Raw genomic sequence first — 15,923 nt, 5'->3', positions numbered from 1 at the left:
AAGTGGGGAGCTGAAGCGGAGCGTAAAAAAACCGGTCGCGATGGACCGGTTTTTTTTATGCGGCGACTGGTTTATTTGGCGGGTTCGGCCGGGGTTTCGGCGGCGGCTGGGGCGGCCGGCACTTCCGGTTCCTTGAACTTGGCGCCCGACTGGTTGGCCATGAAGACCACCGCGCGCGCCACTTCGACGTCGTCGAGATCGGGGTTGCCGCCCTTGGCCGGCATGGCGCGCAAGCCTTCAATGGCGTGCTTGACCAGGGTGTCGTAGCCTGCGGCGATGCGGGCCGACCAGCTGGCGGCGTCGCCCACCTTGGGGGCGCCTGCCACGCCGGCGCCGTGGCAGGCTGCGCAGGTGGAATTGTAGATGGCGTCGCCCGCTTGCAGCACCTTGGGCGCGTTCACGTCCTTGAAGGTAAAGCCGGTGTCGGCCACCGGCGCGATGCGGGTGGCGATTTCTTCGGGGGCCTGGCTGTTGGAGCCGGCGCCGGTCAGCTTGTCGGCGGTCACATACTGGACCAGCAGGATGATGCCGATCACCGTCACCAGGAAGAAGCCGACCACGGCTCCCACCAGTTGCTTGGGCGTTTTAATGATGGATTCGTTGTGTGCGTCGCTCATGATGTCCTTGAAGTCTGTGCCGGGTTGCGTGCCAAATTACCGATCGAGCTGCCTTGCAAAACCTTTATCAAACGGCCGATTATAGGCTCAAAAATCGGCGCAGGGAAACTTCAACATGGTTAAAACGACACGCGCCGATGGACGTACGCCAATAAAACCGGTATCCTACGGCACACCTTCAAGGTTCCCCCCGCGCGGCTGTAGCTCAGTGGATAGAGTATTGGCCTCCGAAGCCAAGGGTCGCTGGTTCGATTCCAGCCAGCCGCACCAGAATTTCCCGTAAAATCAATCGCTTGCGTAAGTCTTGCACGCCTCTCCAAGTTTCTTTGATCCGGTTTTTATCATGGCATGCCTGTGCCAAAACGCCTGAGCCGCTGCTGCAGTCGGTGCTAGGTCACGACCGTGCGTCCATGTTATCGCCGTTGTTTTCTTCAGCAATGGCCGGCGACAGCAACTTTCGTGACCTTATGAGCAGAAAATTTTCCGAGCTTTTTGATTTGAATCAAAAGCCCTGAATATAGTGGACTGGACAGTGAGACCGTGCAGGAGAATTTCATGTGGCCCGTCGTAGGCCGGTGGTGGAGGGCGCGCAAATTCCGAGCTAACCCGGTGCTGGCGGTGCCAGCGGATCGCTACCGGTTCCGGATGCAAACCGCTGGCAGAACAACGATTACTTCGCCTGCGCCGCTTCTTCGATCAGGCTGGCCACGGCAGCCGGGTGCGAGGTCATCACCACGTGCGAGGCGCCTGGCACTGCGACGGTTTTTTTCGACTGCGCCCGCTCGGCCATGAATTTCAGTGCCGCGGCCGGGATGTTCTTGTCGCCAGTACCGTAGATGAAGTACGACGGCAGCTGCTTCCAGGCCGGGGCGCCGGCCGCTTCGGTCAGGGCCGCTTCGGCGATCGGGCGCTGGCCGAAGGCCATCAGCGCGGCCTGGGCCTTGGGCACGTCGGCGGCGAACTGCTGGTGGAACTTGTCCTGCTGGATGTAGAAGTCCTTGCCGCCACTGGCCAACACCACCGGTTCGGCCAGGGCCTGGCCCAGCGTGCCGCCGGGATAGCGACCAGACAGTTCAAGCGCGGTTTCGCCCTGGTCGGGGGCAAACGCGGCCACGTACACCAGGCTTTTCACGTTGGGGTTGCCGTTGGCGGCGGTGGAGATGACGGCGCCGCCGTACGAGTGGCCCACCAGCACTACCGGTCCCTTGACGCTCTTGACGATATTGGCCACCACTTCGGCATCGCCCTTGACGCTGCGCAGCGGGTTGGCCGCACCGATGACCGGGTAGCCGTCGGCCCGCAACTTGGCGGCCACACCATTCCAGCTGCCGGCGTCGGCAAACGCGCCGTGGACCAGGATGACGGTCGGCTTGGCTGCGGCCGGCGCGGCCATGACGGCAGCAGGGGCAGCGACGGTGGCGGCAGCGATCGACAGGGCGAGGGCGATGGTGTTGGCAGCTTTCATGATCATTCCTTTATGGTAGTTGACTATTAAATAGTGAGCTATGTATCTGGTGGAACTTCACGGAGTCGGCTTTGCTTACCTGCTCTCCATGTAAAAAATTATATATAGCGCGCTATTTAATAGCAAGCTATTTCGATATTTTTTTGACGGGCGAATTGGACCAATCGGCCACACAATTGTGAAGTTTCTGTGAAGAATCATTCGCAATTGTTCGTGCGGTCTTGTTGTGCGCGGTTGCGCGTGGCTAAATATACCGATGGTTAAAATCGGTATTACCGCTCGTCTGTTTTTGTCGCTGTTGATTGTCAGCCTGCTCACGGCGGTTGGCGTCGGCTTCGGCACGCGCTGGAGTTTTCAGCGCGGCTTCCAGGGCTACCTGAACGAGGTCGAATCGCGCCGCATGGAGGCCATGGCCGAAGAACTGGCCCAGGCCTACCAGGAACATGGCGGCAACTGGCAGTTCATGCGCGGCAACCGCGCCGCCTGGGAACGCACCACCGGCGCGATCGGCCGCGAACGCGCCACCGCGCCACGCGCCAGCAACGACACCGATGCCGGCGGCAACTCCATCTATTACGCCGTGCCCGACAAGGCGCCGCGCCGGCTCGGCCTGTTCGACATGCAGGGCAACCACCTGGCCGGCAATCTGCAAACCGGACCGTCCTTGCGCTACCAGCCGGTGCTGGTCGAGGGTGTGCCGGTCGCCACCCTGGTCGGCGCGCCGCTGCGCGGCTTGCAGGAGGAAGCGGAGCAAGGCTTTCTGTTGCAGCAGCAGCGCGACAGCGTGCTGATCGGCCTGGCCACGCTGGTGCTGGCCGCCCTGGCCGCCTTGCTGCTGGCGCGCAGCTTCGTCGCGCCCACGCGGCGTCTGATCCATGCCGCGTCCAAGGTGGCCGCTGGCGACTACGCGGTGCGGGTGCCGCGCGGCCAGCGCGACGAGCTGGGCACGCTGGCGCACAACTTCAACATCATGGCCGCCACCCTCGAGAGCAACGAGGTGCTGCGCCGCCATTTCATGGCCGACCTGTCGCACGAGTTGCGCACGCCCTTGTCCGTGCTGCAGGCCCAGCTGGAAGCGATGGAAGACGGCATCGAACCCACCAACACCGCCAGCGTGGTGTTGCTGCAGGACGAAGTGGCCACGCTGACCCGGCTGGTCGACGACATGCGCCAGATTACCCTGTCCGAAGTGGGCGCTTTTGGTTACCAGCGCGAGCCGCTCGACCTGGGCGGCCTGCTCGAGAGCGAACTGACCAAATGGCGCGAGCCGCTGGCGCACGCCGGCATGACCGTCCAGGCAGGGATGCTGCCGCACCTGATGGTGGAGGGTGACACGATCCGCCTGCGCCAGCTGCTGCGCAACCTGTTCAACAACGCGCTGCGCCACGCCGACGGCGCGACCGAACTGCGCATTGCGCTGCACGTGCTGCGCCAGCAGGCGCTGCTCACCATCACCGACAACGGCCACGGCGTCTCCGACGCTGCGCTACCGATGCTGTTCGAACGCTTCTGGCGCGGCGACACGGCCCGCACCCGCGCCACCGGCGGCAGCGGTTTGGGGCTATCGATCTGCCGCAGCATCGTCACCGCCCACGGCGGAGAGATCACCGCGACGCACGCCACGCCGGACGGCCTGTGCATCACCATCGCGCTGCCGCTGGCGGAGAAGCAACCATGAGCGCCCAGCACGTGCTGGTGGTCGAAGACGAGCTGCGCCTGGCGCGGCTGCTGGTCAGCTACTTGCAGGCGGCCGGCTACCGCGCGACGGCCCAGCACGACGGCCTGGCGGTACAGGCCACGGTGGCTGCCGGCGACGTCGACCTGATCCTGCTCGACTGGATGTTGCCCGGCATTGACGGCTTGACCTTGTGCCGCGCGCTGCGGGCGTCGAGCGACATCCCGATCATCATGATGACCGCGCGCGCCCAGGAGGAGGACCGCCTGGACGGCCTCGACGGTGGCGCCGACGATTACATCTGCAAGCCCTTCAGTCCGCGCGAAGTGGTGGCCCGCGTGCGCGCGGTGCTGCGCCGCCGTCCCGCTGGCAGCCCCAAGCCGGGCTTGCAGATCGACGAGCAGGGCGTGCGCGCCTTTTTGCACGGCGCCGAGCTGCCGCTCACGCCGGTGGAATTCCGCCTGCTCAAAATGTTGCGCGACGCGCCCGGTAAAGCCTTGTCACGCGATGACTTGCGCAGCGGCGTGTACGAGGACCGGCGCATCGTGCATGACCGCACGATCGACACGCACGTAAAAAACCTGCGCCGCAAGCTGGAGGAAGCCGGCCTGGCTGAAGCGATTTCAGCCGTCTACGGGGTCGGTTATCGGTGGGAGGCGCGCAGTGCGTCGCCCGTCATTTACAACTAGGAGAAAGCAAATGTCTGACGACACCCAGTCGCGGTCGCGGCGTAGTCTGATCAAGAGCATGGTATTCATCCCGATGGGGGTGGCCGGTGCTGCCGGCGCCGTGCGCGCGCTGCAACCGGCGCACGCGGCCGATGCCAACGCGCCGGAAGGCAAGCCGAACGACTACATCCCGTCGTTCTTCAACGCCAATGAATGGAAGTTCCTGGGCGCCGCAGTCGACCGCCTGATCCCGCACGACGAACACGGCCCCGGCGCCATCGAATCGGGCGTGCTCGAATTTCTCGACCGCCACATGCAAACCCCGTACGCGGCAGGCGACATCTGGTACATGCAGGGCCCGTACCTGAAGGCCGCGCCCGAATTCGGCTACCAGGGCAAGCTGGCGCTGCGCGACATTATCCGCGTGGGCATCAGGGCATTCGACGGTTACGTTAGCAGCCAGAACCCGGGCAAGGTATTCGGCGACCTGGACAAGAAGGCGCAGGAAGACTTGCTGAAAGCTGCTGAAAAGGGCGAGCTCAAGTTCGAGGATATCTCGTCCAAGCTGTTCTTCTCCAACCTGCTGACCGAAGTGCGCAACGGCTATTTTGCCGACCCCAAGCACGGCGGCAACAAGAACATGGGCGCCTGGAAAATGATCGGCTACCCCGGCATGCGCGCCGATTACCTCGACTGGGTCGAAGTGCGCGACAAGCCGTATCCGATAGGTCCGGTGGACCTCTCCGGCCGTCGGGCTTAGTTGCGTGGGAATACAAGGAAAAACATGAGCATCGTAAAAAACAAAGTAGACGCCGTCATCGTCGGCGCCGGCTGGACCGGCGCCATCATGGCCAAGGAACTCACCGATGCCGGCCTGTCGGTCGTCATCCTCGAACGCGGCCCGGACCGCGATACGCAACCGGACTTCGCCTACCCGCGCGTGGTCGATGAGCTCGAAGGCTCGGTCCACCGCAAGTACCTGCAATCGCTGGCCAAGGAAACCGTCACTGCCCGCCACAGCGTCAATGACGTCGCCGTGCCGTATCGCCAGATGGGTTCGTTCAAGCCCGGCACCGGTGTCGGCGGCGCCGGTTCGCACTGGTCGGGCGCGCACTTCCGCGCCTTGCCCGAAGACTTCACCGTGCGCAGCAATCTCGAGCAGCGCTATGGCAAGAAATTCATCCCCGCCAACATGACGGTACAGGATTTCCCGGTCAGCTACGACGAACTGGAACCGCACTTCGAGCACTTCGAATACGTGTGCGGCACGTCCGGCAAGGCCGGTATGCTCAACGGCCAGGTCAGCGAAGGGGGCAACCCGTTCGAAGGCTCGCGCAAGAAAGAGTATCCGCTGGGACCGAACCCCAACTACCTGGGCGCCGAGTGGTTTTATAAAGCAGCCAAGGAGAAGGGCTACCACGCGTTCCCGATCCCGGCATCGAACGCCTCGGGCGTGTACACCAATCCGTACGGCTGCCAGATGGGTCCGTGCAACGCCTGCGGTTTCTGCTCCGATTACGGCTGCCTCAATTATTCGAAAGCCAGCCCGAACATCTGCATCTTCCCGGTCCTCAAAGGGCGCAAGAATTTCGAGATGCGCACGCTGGCGCAAGTGCTCAAAGTCAATCTCACCGGTGACAAGAAGAAAGCCACCGGCGTGACCTACCTCGACGCCCAGGGCCGCGAGACCGAGCAGCCGGCCGACCTGGTGCTGCTGTGCGCTTTCTCGCTGTTCAATGTGCACATGATGCTGGTGTCGGGCATCGGCAAGCCGTACGATCCGGCCACCAGGACCGGCACCGTGGGCCGCAACTACTCGTACCAGAACCTCAACCGCGTGGTGATGTTCTACGACCAGAGCGTGCATGCCAACGGCTTCATCGGCATCGGCGGTGGCGGCGCCACGTTCGACGATTTGAACGGCAACCGCAACGACAGCGCCAAGACCGGCTACATCGGCGGCGGCATCATCTGGGCGCGCCAGCCGGGCGCCGGTCCGGTGCGCGGCATCCAGACCGAGCCGGGCGTACCGAACTGGGGCAGCGCCTGGAAAAAGGGCGTCAAGGATTCGTTCCTGCATTCGTTCTACTACGAGGTGCAAGGCTCGTGCATGTCGTACGACGATGCCTACCTCGATCTCGACCCGACCTACAAGGACGCCTTCGGCCGTCCGCTGCTGCGCATGACCTTCGACTGGCACGATAACGAAATCAAGGCGTCGCAATACCTGGTGGAAAAAGCCACCGACATGTGCAAGGTGCTGGGCCCGAAAGCGATGAAGGGCGACGCCAAGAAAGACGGCTCGCACTACAACATCACCCAGTACCAGTCCACCCACACGTGCGGCGGCGCCATCATGGGCAGCGATCCGAAGACGTCGGCGCTGAACCGTTATTTGCAGTCGTGGGACGTGTCGAACGTGTTTGCGCCGGGCGCCAACGCCTTCCCGCAAAACAACGGATACAACCCGACCGGCATGGTCGGCGCGTTGACGTACTGGGCCGCCACGGCCATCCGCGAGCTGTATTTGAAGAACCCCGGCCCGCTGGTCCAGGCTTAAGGAGTGCGCATGAACACTGTGAAAAAAGTTTTAATCGCTGCCGTCGGCCTGGCCGTGATCGGCGTGGGCGGCGCGTATATGTACGCCTCGCAAGCGACGCCGACCAGGAACATCGGTCCCGGCGCCGTCAATCTGGCCGCGCCAAGCGCCCAGCTGATCGAGAAGGGCAAGTACATCGCCACCGCCGGCGACTGTATCGCCTGCCACACGGCGCCCGACGGCAAGCAGTTTGCCGGCGGCCTGTCGATGGCCACCCCGATTGGCGCCTTGTACAGCACCAACATCACGCCCGACAAGGCGACCGGCATCGGCAACTACAGCCTCGACGATTTCGACCGCGCGGTGCGCCACGGCATCACGCCCAACGGCGGCACGCTGTATCCGGCCATGCCGTATCCGTCGTACGCCAAGATCAGCGACGACGACCTGCGTGCGCTGTACGCGTACTTCATGCACGGCGTGGCGCCGGTAGCGAACGCCAACCGCGCCAGCGACATCCGCTGGCCGCTGTCGCTGAACTTCCCGCTGGCAATCTGGCGCAAGATGTACGCGCCGCCGGTAGCACCCTTGGTGCTGAACAAGTACGAGAGCGCGATGCTGGCGCGCGGCGCCTACCTGGTGCAGGGCCTCGGTCACTGCGGCGCCTGCCACACGCCGCGCGCCTCGACCATGCAGGAGCTGGCGCAGGACGAATCGAGCCCGGCGTACCTGTCCGGCGGTCCGGTGATCGATGGCTGGCTGGCGGTCAACCTGCGTAGCAATCCCGCTGGCGGCCTCGGTCGCTGGAGCGAGCAGGACATCGTCGATACGCTGTCGAAAGCGCGCAACGACCACTCGGCCGTGGTGGGCACGCCGATGGCGGAAGTGGTGTCGCACAGCACCCAGCACATGACCAAAGAGGACTTGACGGCCATGGCCGCCTACCTGAAGTCGTTGTCGGCGGGACCGGCTGAAAAGGCGGCGTACAAGGAGAGCAACGTCACCGCCTTGGCACTGAAGTCTGGCCGTGAAGACGGCCGTGGCGCCCAGTTGTACCTCGACAACTGCGCGGCCTGCCACCGCACCGACGCCAAATCGAACGGCAAGGTATTCCCTGCGCTGGCCGGCAACCCGAGCGTGCTGTCGGACGATGCGACGTCGCTGATCAAGCTGATCCTGGAAGGCAGTACGCTGCCGTCAACCCAGGCCGCGCCATCGAACCTGGGCATGCCGGGCTTTGCCTGGCGCCTGTCGGACGAGGAGACCGCGCAACTGGTCACCTTCGTGCGCCAGAACTGGGGTAACCAGGCGTCGGCGGTCAGTGCGGGCGAGGTGGCCAGGCTGCGCAAGCAGATCAAGGCCGAGCCTGTCGCTGCCGCGCATTAAGCGCTAGCGGGGCTGGTCCTTGCTGCTGCCCGGGCAGCATGCGGACCAGCACCTGGTCCTTGCGCACCAGGTGGTGGAACAGCGCTGCCACCACGTGCAGCACCACCACCACCCACGCCACCCATTTGCCCACGACATGGTGGACCACGTCCACCGGCGCTTCGAAACCTTCCCAGGTCAGGCCGAACGTCGCCGTCATCCAGTGGAACAAGCCGGTATCGCGAAACGACGGCACGCTGAACAGGCCGAAGTCAGTCGCCATGCTGGTGCCGACATAGCCGGTCAGCGGCATCACGATCAGCAGCGCATACAAGCCCCAGTGCGCCAGGCGCGCGAGCTGGTGCTCGAGCTTTGATCCCGGCGCATCGTCGGGCTGCACATCGAGCAGTTTCCACAGCAGGCGCGGCAGCACCAGCGCGCCGACCAGGATGCCCAGCATCCAATGCACGTTGAGCACGACCAGGCTTTCCGGCTGCTCGTCATCCATGAACCAGATCACGTAATAGACCACGATGTACGCGCCGATGAAGGCAGCCGCGCTGGTCCAGTGGAACAACTTGGCGAGCGCGCCAAAGCGGTGGGGTGTGCCTTGCCATTGCATGGTGGGGTCTTTCGAAGGTGAGAAGGTCAGCGCGCCAGCAGGCCGCGCAACAGTTGGTCGAGGCTGGCAATCGACACTGCCAGGCGGACCTCGGCATTGGCATCGTCAGCACCGTCGCCGGATGCTTCGGCGATCCAGAACGCCGCCTCCGTCACTGCGCCGTACAACATGCGCGCCAGCACGCCGGCGTGGCCGGGCGCCGCCGTGCCGGCGTCGATCAGTGCCTGCAGTTCGCGTTCGAGCACGGCAACGCCGGCGCTTTGATGGACCTGCGGTACGTCGCCGAACATGGCGCGGGCATCCTGCAAAATGATGCGGCGCAGCTCCGGCACCCGCGCCAGTTCCAGGTAACCGCAACAGCGCGCACGCAGCGCCAGCCAGGGCGTGGGCGCGGCGTCGGCTTTGGCTTGCAGTTGCACGGCCACTTCAGCTTCAAGCTGGTCGATCACCGCCAGCAGCAATTTCTCCTTGCTGCCGAAGTGGTGGTACAGCGCGCCGCGCGTGAGGCCAGCGGCAGCGGTGAACTGGTCCATCGAGGTCTGGGCATAGCCCTGTTCGGCAAACGCGCGGCGCGCCGTGGCGATCAGCCTGGCGCGGGTTGCTTCGATCATGTCGGCACGGGTGCGACGGGGGAGGGCGGTCATGGCAATCCTTTTACATACGCAGCGTATGTTATTAGCATACGCTGCGTATGTCAATCAATGCCAGTCCACTGCGCTACTCATCCGGCAACGCCGCCTGCAGCAAGTCGATCAGCAAGCGGATCTTGGCCGAACCGCGCCGGCTGGCCGGGTACACGGCGTAGATGCCGATGTCCATCTGGCCCGGGTTGGCTTCGTGCCCGGGCAGCACGGCCACCAGGGCGCCGCTGTCGAGATCGCTTTGCACGAGCCAGGCCGGCAGCAGCGCCAGGCCCAGGCCATCGCAGGCCGCCAGGCGCAGCAGTTCGCTGTTGTTGACCGTGAGCGTGCCGGTCACTTCCACTTCCACCGTTTCGTCCGCGCTGCGCAAGTGCCAGCTGTGGCGGCTGGCGCCGTAGGCGAATTGCAGGCAGTTGTGGGCGGCCAGGTCCTGCGGCGTGCCCGGCGTGCCATGGTGCGCCAGGTAGGCGGGGCTGGCCACGATGTGGCGGCGGTGGCCGGCCAGCTTGCGGGCGATCAGGTTCGGCTGTTGCGGCGGGCTGCCGATGCGGATCGCCACGTCGATCGCTTCATCGACCAGGTGGGTCACGCTGTCGGCCAGGCGCAGGTCGAGTCGCAGGCGCGGGTAGCGTTCGGCCAGGCCGGGCAGCAAGGGCGCCAGGTAGCGGATCGCCAGCGTGACCGGTGCTGCCACCCGCAGCAGGCCCTGCGGTTCGCCATCGCCGCCGCCGGCCGCATCGTCGGCCTCGGCCAGCGCGGCCAGGATCTGGTTGGCGTGCTCGAGATAGGTGCGGCCACTGTCGGTGAGCGTGATGCTGCGGGTAGAGCGGTTCAGCAGTGGCGCGCCCAGGCGCTGTTCGAGCGCATCGACCAGGCGTGTAACCGACGAGGTGGCCACACCGAGCTGGCGGGCGGCGGCGGAAAAGCCGCCGTGACTGGCGACCAGGCTGAAAGCGTTGAGTTCGGCGAAGCGATCCATGGTGGCGTTGCGCAGTGCGCAAAGGTGTATGCGATGGCGCCCATATTATCAGCACTGCCCAGCCGATCTATAGTGGTTTCAACCATTCACGGCTGAGGAGGCCATATGAAACTCACTGCACATACTGAAGGATTCGGCGCCACCATCGAAGGGCTGGACCTGCGCGACGCCAACCCCGCCATGGGCCGCGACCTGCGCGCCGCTCTGGTCGAGCACGGCTTGCTGGTGATCCGCGGCCAGACCCTGGCGCCCGAGCAGCAACTGGCCGCCACCCGCCTGTTCGGCACGCTGGAAGTGTTTCCCACCGTGCGCGGGCAATTGCCGGGCGTGCCGGAAATCTTCCGCGTGGCCAGCCGGCCCGAGGACGGCCACGTCGAGGTGGGCCGCTACTGGCACTCGGACGGCTCGTTCCGCGACGATCCGACCCCGGTCAGTTTCTGGTACACGGTGGTGCAATCGGACCAGGGCGGCGATACGCTGTTTACCGACTTGCAGCAGGCATATGCCGAGCTCAACGACGAAATCCGCGCGGAATTCGACGCCTTGACGACCGCCCACCGCAACGGCGTGGTGCACCCGCTGGTGCTGCGCCATCCGCACACCGACGTGCCGGGCCTGTATCTGAACGTGGGCCTGACCGCTGGCGTGCTCGGCTACAACAGCGCACAGTCGCGCGAAGTGATGGCGGCGATCGACCGCCACTATTCGCGCCCCGGCGCCAGCTACCGCCATCACTGGCTGCCCGGCGACGTGGTGGTGGCCGATAATTTGCGGGTCGCCCACAAGGCCACGCCGCTGACGGGTGACAGCCGGCGCATCCTCAACCGCACCACGGTGCGCGCCGATGGGGTGATCTGGCAATAGTAACAATCGTGCGGCAGTTATTTCTCTGCCGCACGATTGGCGGGCTGCCTTATCAAGCTTGTAAATGCGATAAACTTCTCGCTTCACAAGATATCTTGGTCCGCATCATGCCTAACAAATCGTCGATGGACGACCAGTCGTTCCGCCGCATCCTTGCCCGCAACATCACCTTGCCGCTGGCGTCCGGCGTTGTCAGCGCCGGCGTATTTGTCGTGTTGCTGATCTATTTGATCACGACCATGAACTGGGTCGAACACAGCGAACGGGTAATCGGCAGCGCCAACGAGATCAGCAAGCAGATGGTCGACATGGAAACCGGCATGCGCGGCTACCTGCTGGCCGGCGACGAAGCGTTCCTGGAACCGTACGTGCTATCCAAGCCCAAGGTCAAGGCCAGTATCGAGACCTTGCTGCAACTGGTAGAAGACAACCCGGCCCAGGTGGACCGACTGCGCAATATCCAGGCCCAGCACGCCGGCTGGGACAAGTATGCGCAAGAAATGGTCGCGATACGGGCGGCCAACGGCGACGTCACCGGGCCGGTCAAAACCGCGCGTGGCAAAACCCAGTTCGACGAGATCCGCCGCCTGCTCGACGCCTTCATCAGCACCGAAGCACGCATGCGCCAGGAGCGCAACGATACCGCGCGCACCGTCACCATCGTGGTGGCGGCCGTGTACCTGCTGCTGACCTTGGGCGTGGGCGGCGCGCTGGCCTGGTTTGGCCGCCGCGAGCTGCTGGGCCTGTCCCGCGTCTACAACGACGTCCTGTTGCAGCACACCGAACACGCCGACCTGCTGCAACAGCAGGCGTGGCTGCGCACCGGCCAGAGCGAGCTGGCCCAGCAGGGCATCGGCCAGATGGCGCTGCCGCAACTGTCGTCAGCGCTGTTGCAATTTTTGGCGCGCTACATGGACGTCGTCGTCGGCGCGCTGTACCTGCGCGCACCGGACGGCAGCTTCCACCGGGTAGCGTCGTACGGCTTCTCGGCCGAGTGGGACGCACGCGAACAGAAAATGCATCCGTCCGAAACGCTGGTGGCGCAGGCGGCGCTGGAACGGCGCCTGATCCGCCTCGACCAGGTGCCGGTCGATTACATCCAGGTCAGCTCGGGCCTGGGTACCGGTCCGGCCGCCAGCGTGATGCTGGCCCCGCTCGACAACGACGGCGTGATCAATGGCGTGGTGGAACTGGGCCTGCTGCGCCCAATCACTACCCGCGACGTCGATTTCCTCAACCTGGTCAAGGGCAATATCGGCAACGCCATCGAAGCAAGCCATTCGCGCCAGCGCCTGCAGGAAGTGCTGGCCGAAACCCAGCAACTGAACGAAGAACTGCAAGTGCAGCAGGAAGAACTGCGCACCGCCAACGAGGAACTGGAAGAGCAATCGCGCGTGCTGGAAGAATCGCAAGCGAGCCTGGAAAACCAGAAAGCCGAACTCGAACAGACCAACGAACAGCTGGCCGAGCAGGGCCAGGCGCTCGACCAGAAAAACGCCGCCCTCACGCAGGCGCAGCAGGACCTGGAAGACCGCGCCGCCGAACTCGAGCGCGCCAGCCAGTATAAATCGCAGTTCCTGGCGAATATGTCGCACGAGCTGCGCACGCCGTTGAACAGCTCGCTGATCCTGGCCAAGCTGCTGTCGGAAAATAGCCTCGGCAATCTCAACGACGAGCAGGTGCGCTTCGCCAACACCATTTATTCGGCCGGCAACGACCTGCTCAACCTGATCAACGACATTCTCGACATCTCCAAGGTGGAGGCGGGCAAGCTGGAACTGGTGCCCGAGCAGCTGTCGCTGCGCCACGTGGCCGAAGGCATGGGCATGGTGTTCGAGCCGCTGGCCCAGCAAAAGAAACTGGCGTTCCAGGTGCAGGTGGCCGACGACGTGCCGCCGCACATGGTCTCCGACCGCCAGCGCCTTGAGCAGATCCTGAAAAACCTGCTGTCGAATGCGCTCAAGTTCACCAGCACCGGCCAGATCACGCTGAGCCTCGAGCGCGTGGGCAGCGACGCCGTGGCATTCTCGGTGCACGACACCGGCATCGGCATCCGCCCGGAAGACCAGCTCGGCATCTTCAACGCCTTCCAGCAGGCCGACGGCACCACCAGCCGCAAGTACGGCGGCACCGGCCTGGGCCTGTCGATTTCGCGCGACCTGGCGCATCTGCTGGGCGGCAGCATCAGCCTGGCATCCGAAGTGGGACAAGGCAGCTGCTTCACCCTGACCATGCCGCTGGCGTTTACCGCGCCCGAGGCCGGTCCGCGCCTGGGCAGCGCCAGCGCGCCGGCCGAGCTCGATGCAGACGGTCATACCCATGCTCCCGCGGTGCTGCAGCCAGTGTCCGTTCCAGCTGCCGCGCCATGGAAGGCGATGGCGCCGAAGCCGGCCGCAGCGCCAACCGAGCCGCCGCCACCGCGCGTGCGCCCGTTCGAGGACGACCGCGACGAGATCGACGCCGTGCCCCACGGCGTCGCCAGCCGTCGCACCGTGCTGGTGATCGAGGACGACGCCAACTTCGCCCGCATCTTGTACGACCTGGCGCACGAAAAGCAGTACCGCTGCCTGGTGGCCTTCCACGCCGACGAGGGCCTGGAACTGGCGCGCCAGTACCGCCCGGACGCGGTGCTGCTCGATATCCGCCTGCCCGACCGCTCCGGCCTGTCGGTGCTGCAACTGCTGAAAGACGACGCCACCACCCGCCACATCCCGGTGCACGTGGTCTCCGGCAGCGAGAACGGCGAAGCCGCGCTGCACCTGGGCGCCATCGGCTACGCCTTGAAACCGGCCACGCGCGACCAGCTGGTGGACGTGTTCCGCCTGATCGAAACCAAGCTCACGCAAAAGATCAAGCGCGTGTTGCTGGTGGAAGACGACGACCGCCAGCGCGACAGCGTGGTGCAGCTGATCTCGGACGATGACGTCGAAATCGTCGCGGTCGGCACCGGCGAAGAAGCGCTGGCGCTGCTGCGCACGACCATCTACGACTGCATGATCATCGACCTGAAACTGCCGGACATGCAGGGCAACGAGCTGCTGCAAAAAATGGCAGGCGAGCAGCTGGCCGCCTTCCCGCCGGTGATCGTGTACACGGGCCGCAACCTGTCGCGCGCGGAAGAAGCCGACCTGCACAAGTATTCGCGCTCGATCATCATCAAGGGCGCCCGGTCGCCGGAGCGCCTGCTCGACGAAGTCACGCTATTCCTGCACAAGGTGGAGGCGGACCTGTCGTCCGAGCGCCAGACCATGCTGCGCACGGTGCGCTCGCGCGACCGCGTGTTCGAGGGCCGGCGCATCCTGCTGGTCGATGACGACGTGCGCAACATCTTCGCGCTCACCAGCGCGCTGGAACAGAAGGGCGTGCTGGTGGAAGTGGGCCGCAACGGCTTCGAAGCGATCGAGAAGATGGACGCCAACCCGGACATCGACCTGGTGCTGATGGACGTGATGATGCCGGGCATGGACGGCCTGGAAGCGACGCGCCGCATCCGCGCCGACGCCCGCTTCGAGCGCCTGCCGATTATCGCCATTACCGCCAAAGCCATGAAGGACGACCAGGAGCAATGCCTGGCCGCCGGCGCCAGCGACTACCTGGCCAAGCCGATCGATCTGTCGCGCCTGTACTCGCTGTTGCGCGTGTGGATGCCCAACGGCGAACGGGGCGGCTGATGCACACCGACACCGACATCGAAATCAAAGTGTTGATGGAAGCCATCTACATGAAGTACAGCTATGATTTCCGCGATTACACGGGGGCCTCGCAAAAGCGCCGCGTGCTGCATGCGATGCGCGACATGGACTGTGAAACCATCTCGGCGCTGCAGGCGCGCATCATGCACGAACCGGCCGCCTTCAGCCAGCTGCTGCAATACCTGACCATCCCGGTGACGTCGATGTTCCGCGACCCCAGCTACTGGCTGGCGCTGCGCGAACAGGTGATGCCGGTGCTGCGCACGTACCCGTCGCTGAAGATCTGGATCGCCGGCAGCAGCACCGGCGAAGAAGTGTATTCGATGGCGATCCTGCTCAAGGAAGAGGGCCTGCTCGAGCGCAGCATGATCTACGCCACCGACATCAATCCGCAGTCGCTGGAAAAAGCGCGCAAAGGCGTGTTCCCGCTCGACGCCATGCGCGAGTACACGGCCAACTACCAGGCCGCCGGCGGCACCCGCAGTTTTTCCGATTACTACACGGCCGCCTACAACGCCGCCCTGTTCGACGGCGCGCTGTGCGAGAACGTCACCTTTGCCGACCACAGCCTGGCCACCGACGCGGTGTTTGCCGAAACCCACTTGATCAGCTGCCGCAACGTGATGATCTACTTTAAGAAGAAATTGCAGGAGCGCGCCTTCGGCCTGTTCCACGAGTCGCTGTGCCACCGCGGCTTTTTGGGACTGGGCAGCAAGGAGAGCATCGACTTTTCCGCCTACGGTCCCGCCTTCGAGCCGATCGTCAAGCGCGAACGGCTGTTCCGCAAGCGCTGATC

Annotated in this window: 13 protein-coding genes and 1 tRNA gene; 9 read left to right on the top strand and 5 right to left on the bottom strand. The window is 64.5% G+C overall.

What is annotated here, in order from left to right; genetic code table 11:
* Window positions 1-71: 71 nt before the first annotated feature.
* A complete protein-coding gene (locus DUPY_RS23135; RefSeq protein ID WP_070251511.1) occupies window positions 72-617 on the bottom strand; it encodes a c-type cytochrome in 546 nt (181 codons plus the stop codon).
* Between the two features lie 194 nt (window positions 618-811).
* Between DUPY_RS23135 and DUPY_RS23130 the strand changes: the two genes are divergently transcribed.
* Window positions 812-887: transfer RNA gene (locus DUPY_RS23130), tRNA-Arg, on the top strand.
* Window positions 888-1,287: 400 nt separating this feature from the next.
* On the opposite strand, the gene DUPY_RS23125 is transcribed toward DUPY_RS23130, so the two are convergent.
* Window positions 1,288-2,082: an alpha/beta fold hydrolase gene (locus DUPY_RS23125; RefSeq protein ID WP_070251509.1), complete on the bottom strand. Its 795-nt coding sequence runs from the start codon at window positions 2,080-2,082 to the stop codon at window positions 1,288-1,290.
* Window positions 2,083-2,338: 256 nt separating this feature from the next.
* On the opposite strand from DUPY_RS23125, the gene DUPY_RS23120 reads away from it, so the two are divergent.
* From DUPY_RS23120 to DUPY_RS23100, 5 genes are read left to right on the top strand one after another with little or no spacing between them, the layout of a single operon-like run.
* Entirely contained in the window at window positions 2,339-3,760 is a 1,422-nt protein-coding gene (locus DUPY_RS23120) for an ATP-binding protein (RefSeq protein ID WP_070251507.1), read from the top strand.
* Entirely contained in the window at window positions 3,757-4,446 is a 690-nt protein-coding gene (locus DUPY_RS23115) for a response regulator (RefSeq protein ID WP_070251505.1), read from the top strand. Before DUPY_RS23120 ends, DUPY_RS23115 begins: the two co-directional genes overlap by 4 nt.
* A gap of 10 nt (window positions 4,447-4,456) precedes the next feature.
* The gene (locus DUPY_RS23110; RefSeq protein ID WP_070251503.1) at window positions 4,457-5,185 is read left to right on the top strand and encodes a gluconate 2-dehydrogenase subunit 3 family protein; all 729 of its coding nucleotides are present in this window, start codon (window positions 4,457-4,459) and stop codon (window positions 5,183-5,185) included.
* Between the two features lie 24 nt (window positions 5,186-5,209).
* A complete protein-coding gene (locus DUPY_RS23105; RefSeq protein WP_070251500.1) occupies window positions 5,210-6,985 on the top strand; it encodes a GMC family oxidoreductase in 1,776 nt (591 codons plus the stop codon).
* Between the two features lie 9 nt (window positions 6,986-6,994).
* Window positions 6,995-8,350 (top strand): cytochrome c, encoded by a 1,356-nt coding sequence (locus DUPY_RS23100; protein ID WP_071651686.1) that lies wholly within the window; start codon window positions 6,995-6,997, stop codon window positions 8,348-8,350.
* On the opposite strand, the gene DUPY_RS23095 is transcribed toward DUPY_RS23100, so the two are convergent.
* The 3 genes from DUPY_RS23095 to DUPY_RS23085 form a co-directional block, all read right to left on the bottom strand.
* Entirely contained in the window at window positions 8,319-8,951 is a 633-nt protein-coding gene (locus tag DUPY_RS23095; RefSeq protein WP_070251499.1) for a cytochrome b, read from the bottom strand. The two genes, DUPY_RS23100 and DUPY_RS23095, sit on opposite strands and share 32 nt — an antisense overlap.
* 26 nt (window positions 8,952-8,977) lie before the next feature.
* Entirely contained in the window at window positions 8,978-9,595 is a 618-nt protein-coding gene (locus tag DUPY_RS23090; RefSeq protein WP_070251498.1) for a TetR/AcrR family transcriptional regulator, read from the bottom strand.
* Window positions 9,596-9,668: 73 nt separating this feature from the next.
* On the bottom strand, window positions 9,669-10,571 hold the full coding sequence (locus DUPY_RS23085) for a LysR family transcriptional regulator (protein WP_070251495.1): 903 nt from the start codon (window positions 10,569-10,571) through the stop codon (window positions 9,669-9,671).
* Between the two features lie 105 nt (window positions 10,572-10,676).
* Between DUPY_RS23085 and DUPY_RS23080 the strand changes: the two genes are divergently transcribed.
* From DUPY_RS23080 to DUPY_RS23070, 3 genes are all read left to right on the top strand, one after another.
* Complete coding sequence (locus DUPY_RS23080) at window positions 10,677-11,435, top strand: TauD/TfdA dioxygenase family protein (RefSeq protein ID WP_070251493.1); 759 nt, start codon at window positions 10,677-10,679, stop codon at window positions 11,433-11,435.
* 107 nt (window positions 11,436-11,542) lie between these two features.
* The gene (locus DUPY_RS23075) at window positions 11,543-15,106 is read left to right on the top strand and encodes a response regulator (protein WP_070251538.1); all 3,564 of its coding nucleotides are present in this window, start codon (window positions 11,543-11,545) and stop codon (window positions 15,104-15,106) included.
* Window positions 15,106-15,921, top strand: coding sequence for a CheR family methyltransferase (locus DUPY_RS23070; protein WP_070251490.1), 816 nt, complete (start codon window positions 15,106-15,108; stop codon window positions 15,919-15,921). The genes DUPY_RS23075 and DUPY_RS23070 overlap by 1 nt, the downstream gene beginning before the upstream one ends.
* The last annotated feature ends 2 nt before the right edge of the window (window positions 15,922-15,923 follow it).

Source organism: Duganella phyllosphaerae (assembly GCF_001758785.1).
Classification (GTDB): Bacteria; Pseudomonadota; Gammaproteobacteria; order Burkholderiales; family Burkholderiaceae_D; genus Rugamonas; species Rugamonas phyllosphaerae.
The sequence above is the reverse complement of the archived record's forward strand: the minus strand, read 5'-3'. Positions and strand labels throughout refer to the sequence as shown.